Genomic DNA, 4,269 nt, shown 5'->3' on the forward strand with positions numbered 1-4,269 from the left:
CAGACGACGGACGAATCAATGCGCTGCGTAGTACTTTATGGTGCATAACTGCCCACTGCGCTGGCGCCGAATCCTTTCTGGAGCACGCTGCGACATTGCTGGAATAGGAGGCCTAGGCCTGCGCTGCGCAGTCGGATCAGGTAGTGCGGCGCAGGCCACGAGTGTCTTGCTGTCAGTCACGGAGGAAAAACCCTCTCCACCCACGCATCGCTGACCTTGGTGCAATTGCTGTTTGATATCATCGGCGCGTCGGTCACGTTGCGCGAGCATAATTTCTACCGACACTAGTGCAACTCTGGTACTTATTATACTACCTACGATCCTAAACGTCACCCCAGAGCCGGCCGATCTGGTAGCCAGTATCAATATCTCTAGCCCGGCGGTGGTGGTGTCCTCCAGTATCTTTGACGGACTGGTCAGTATATAATAGCCAGTACCGACCGCAGCCGCAGTTGGCGAGGTCGCGGAAACAAGCGGAGGACGATAAAACTATCACGTTCCATCTGCAGTGGAAACGCCTGACGATCAGTGGTACTGCGGCTCAGTGAACAGGCGCCGGTTTTGTGGTCGGTTCTTTTCGGCACCGAAACGCAGATTGTGCCACGCCATTTGTATGAATGGATCAATCTGCTGACCGATCTATCGAAACGCCAAGCCCATCGGCACTGGCGCGTTTAAATTCAAAGAATGGGTCCGCGGCAACCACATCGTGCTGGAGAGCAATCCCGATTATTGGGATACCGTCAAGCCTTATGATACTTATTAATCTTGAACTGGCGGCCATGATCCTCTGGGTGTTCGGCGAGTATGATTTCGACACCTTTTCCCAATGGGATTCCGTCTATCCCGATCCGCAGATTAGCGTTACGCACCGCTTTTGGAGCAAGAATATTAAACCCAGCACGCCGTCCAGCAACAGTTCCAGCTACAATAAACCCGCCATGGATCATTATTAAAGGGATTCAGAAGTATGGGGATATGATATGGTGGCGGTACTATACCGACATCGACCAGATGCAGGAGCTGGTAAAAACTGATACGGCGTCGATCAATTCTGCTGGAGCTAAAATTCTTCAGATTCTATATCCAAAAAATTACAGGGTTTATACCCCCCTGATTACAGAGTTTACGCCTGGGGGGCCGATGCTGTTCTATTCAAGTCTGGCAGATGCCTGGTTGGAGAAATAAAATATCCGAACACTATCACGCCGCCGTGACTTTATCGTCCACTCCCAGCACTCTGCCAAATCCTAGTCATACAGGGCCTCGGATTACGATCGGCGCGCGTAGCCTAAACCTTGACGCCTCCGTGCGCATTGCAGCGATACTCTTAGGCGTGATGCGCATACCACGCCAGTTCGGAGGCGCCGATGGCATGATACCCGATGTGGTAGAATTAGTTATCGCCCTGGCGAAAAGGCAATCCCTCTGTCGCCAAAAAGACCCTGCTGCCGCACTTCGATTTTGTCGAACGGACTTTGCTAATGGCCTCGCCAGAGCAGACGGCCCGCTTCCTCATCCAGGTGGCGCAGGGAACGCTGAACCGGTAGCGGCCAGACTGACCGACGGCCAGACACTGGCCGTGTGGGATGTCTACCCCAGCCAGCGCTATCGTTGCAGGAATATCGCCGGCGGCCTCTATGGTCGATTAACCCCTGTCTGACGCGGCAAACGGCGGACAATGCCATCGTGGTGCTGTTCTCCTATCCGACGGCAGTGGCCACTTTTGGGCGGCATTAGAACTATCTGGCAGCAGCACGACAAAGTACTAGTAGGAGGCGGCCTGGAGCGCGGCGGGGTTGTCCGTGGTGGTACACCGATGATCCTAAAGATTGGAGGTGTATCGGCTATCGGTTTTTTACCCACGATCGCCAAGCCGGCAACAAAGCGGCGGCGCGACAATATTATTTGGATTGAGATCAGGGATTGTAGCAGCGGCTACATCCCCGAGAAAGAGCAAGATTCGACCCGCTGCGTGAGATAATGCGCAGAGCGGGGAAAACATAGGCTATGATGCAGACTAAACCTCTTCAGCGGGCCGAAGCTATCTTATTAGCTAAGACTGTCCTGCAAGTTAAAGTTTATTGATGCTTCGCAGCTACTTTTCCACCGCTCAACTGCCGATCAAGGTCAAGGCACCGCTTTGCACATCAATATGATAGCCGCTAACCGTGCTGGAGTTCCGTTAGGTAACATATAGAAATAGCCGTTGGGCATCACTTAATATCCGCCTACCCCAGATGCGCAGTGTTGGGATCAGTATGACCCCGCGCTCTTTTTGTTGTGCTACAGGTGATATTGCGTCGCCACAGCGTTGGACCAGTATTGAACCCGGGTTAGTGTGCCATCTTCGCCGAGGCGATATTGCGTAATCATCCCGGCCATTTCCTCCACCAAGTTATATAAATAACGATATCCGGTGACACGACAGAATGCCGGGGGCGGCTGTTTTTCTCATCCTGCACGTAACTGTCGCAGAACGGGCTGATAGCGCCATTATAGGCAAGGCACATTTGCAGTACCTGATCGCTGCAAAAATTGCCCGCGAATAAAACGCGATTAGTGTTATCGGGGATAACGGAGTGTATATGCGGACCAGTGTGATGATCCAGTCACCAGCAATGTTACCCTGCTATGCGCATCGATGTAATTATTGATGACGATATCGCTGTCATAAGAGAGAGGCACCCGATAGGTATTGTCCCGTTTTATCCACCGCGATGTAGGGAAAACTGGCCGCGGCCGGCGTGATAACCTGCTGCTATAGATCGTCTGTTTAGCAGTTAATGTGCTAGGTGATTACTAACCAGGGCTGCATGCGCATCATGCTGTATAAATGCTAACGATAGGGGCTTAAGCGCTATCGTCATCACCTTCGCCGCCGCCGGCATCGCGTCGAGCAGCGTTAATTTTCCCGTTTTTTATCGAATCTATAACAGGTGATGGTGCCAAAATCGGCATTGGAGAAATAAGCATAGGTTCGTGCAAGCACGGGTATCTGAAGGCAATGAGCATAGCCGACAGAGCAATACGTCGTGCGGGGGACAGGGTTATCATCGTAAGCCTCTCTTGTTGTTACAGGAGATAAGACGTCGGCGGATACTGATACGCCCACCTATTGCCCGGGACACTGTTGCACGCTAAAGTGGCATGTCTCGGTTTGGCAACGGCCATTTTCCCTAATCCACTGAGCATTGTTCATAGCGTTGTATACCGCCACTGCAGCGGCATAGCCCCTTTACCCACTGTCGTCTGTTAATCCTTCCTGAGATGCGAAAACTCGTCGCCTTATCGCCTTATGGGCATTATTTCAAATATCACAAGATTCATAATAATAAATATTTTATTATGATTTTTCAATTGTGAGGTTAAGCAAGATTAACTACAGTCCCTCACGCGTACAGTAGAACACAAGTTATTCACAGCCGACGTCAACAGCCTTTTCAAACCCGCCGAGGATGGACGCCAAGCCCTACCGTCGAACAATATCATTTTCCTTGTCTTATCTGGGTTAGCTCACATTGGTCTCTGGGGTATTGTTAAACTTACAATGAACTAATATATAAGGAAAAATATAAATATTTATCTTGGCAGCGGCGATAACGCTGCCGTTGAACGCGTGTCGCATTTTCTGCCTATCGCCAGCCAGCGTCACGACCAACCCTAGTATTATCACCCGTGGTAAGCTGGCCCCAGCAATGCCTGACGCGCCTTTGCACGGCGATCGGCCCGGACAAACTGCTCTGCTCAAGTGCTGGCAGAGACGGTGGAAGAGATGGTGCATGAAGCGCGCTGTATGTTCACGATCGTGAAACGGCGATCAAGATCCTGGTCAATCGTGAGGGGAGACTCGCCACCATCAGCATTCTGAGTGACAGCGGTATACCAACGATGGAGGGACAGCCGTGTATGCACCGATAAGGGGCTGCTGACGGCGCTGAGGCTGGTAAGGCCCATGTCGCTCTTATGTTAACCGAGTAGTTGCTCAAGACGGCAACGGTTTGCAATCGAACTTCAATCGTTACTGAGTCAGTATACCCCGACTGCCGAATACATACCGCCAATTTTAAATTGCCGTGGCAGGTACTGGATTGCGTTCTGGCAGGTTGCAGTCATGTTACATTAACGGTCGACATCGCTGATCAACTACTGCAAATCCCGGCGGTCGATGCCGCGATCTCGAAATTCAAAACGGATTGGAAACAGGCCCTTGGCCAACAAACGTACGTCGCGCCGCAACGCTAACACCATACGGCCACCGACCCGATC

Annotated in this window: 4 protein-coding genes; 3 read left to right on the forward strand and 1 reads right to left on the reverse strand. The window is 51.6% G+C overall.

Features of this window, described 5'->3' with window-relative positions; genetic code table 11:
- The first annotated feature begins 658 nt into the window (after positions 1-658).
- The 3 genes from BG74_RS19955 to BG74_RS08970 all read left to right on the forward strand — a co-directional run bounded on the left by BG74_RS19955 (position 659) and on the right by BG74_RS08970 (position 1,984).
- Positions 659-766, forward strand: a complete 108-nt coding sequence (locus tag BG74_RS19955) for an ABC transporter substrate-binding protein (protein WP_369678553.1) — start codon at positions 659-661, stop codon at positions 764-766.
- Positions 753-956: a hypothetical protein gene (locus BG74_RS08955; RefSeq protein WP_066597956.1), complete on the forward strand. Its 204-nt coding sequence runs from the start codon at positions 753-755 to the stop codon at positions 954-956. Before BG74_RS19955 ends, BG74_RS08955 begins: the two co-directional genes overlap by 14 nt.
- Positions 957-1,726: 770 nt before the next feature.
- Positions 1,727-1,984, forward strand: coding sequence for a hypothetical protein (locus BG74_RS08970; protein WP_066597960.1), 258 nt, complete (start codon positions 1,727-1,729; stop codon positions 1,982-1,984).
- Between the two features lie 388 nt (positions 1,985-2,372).
- Here the strand turns inward: BG74_RS08970 and BG74_RS19960 are convergent, their stop codons facing one another.
- Positions 2,373-2,612, reverse strand: a complete 240-nt coding sequence (locus BG74_RS19960; RefSeq protein WP_187202876.1) for a beta-propeller fold lactonase family protein — start codon at positions 2,610-2,612, stop codon at positions 2,373-2,375.
- Between the last annotated feature and the right edge of the window lie 1,657 nt (positions 2,613-4,269).

The sequence above is a fragment of the Sodalis-like endosymbiont of Proechinophthirus fluctus genome (assembly GCF_001602625.1).
Taxonomy (GTDB): domain Bacteria; phylum Pseudomonadota; class Gammaproteobacteria; order Enterobacterales; family Enterobacteriaceae.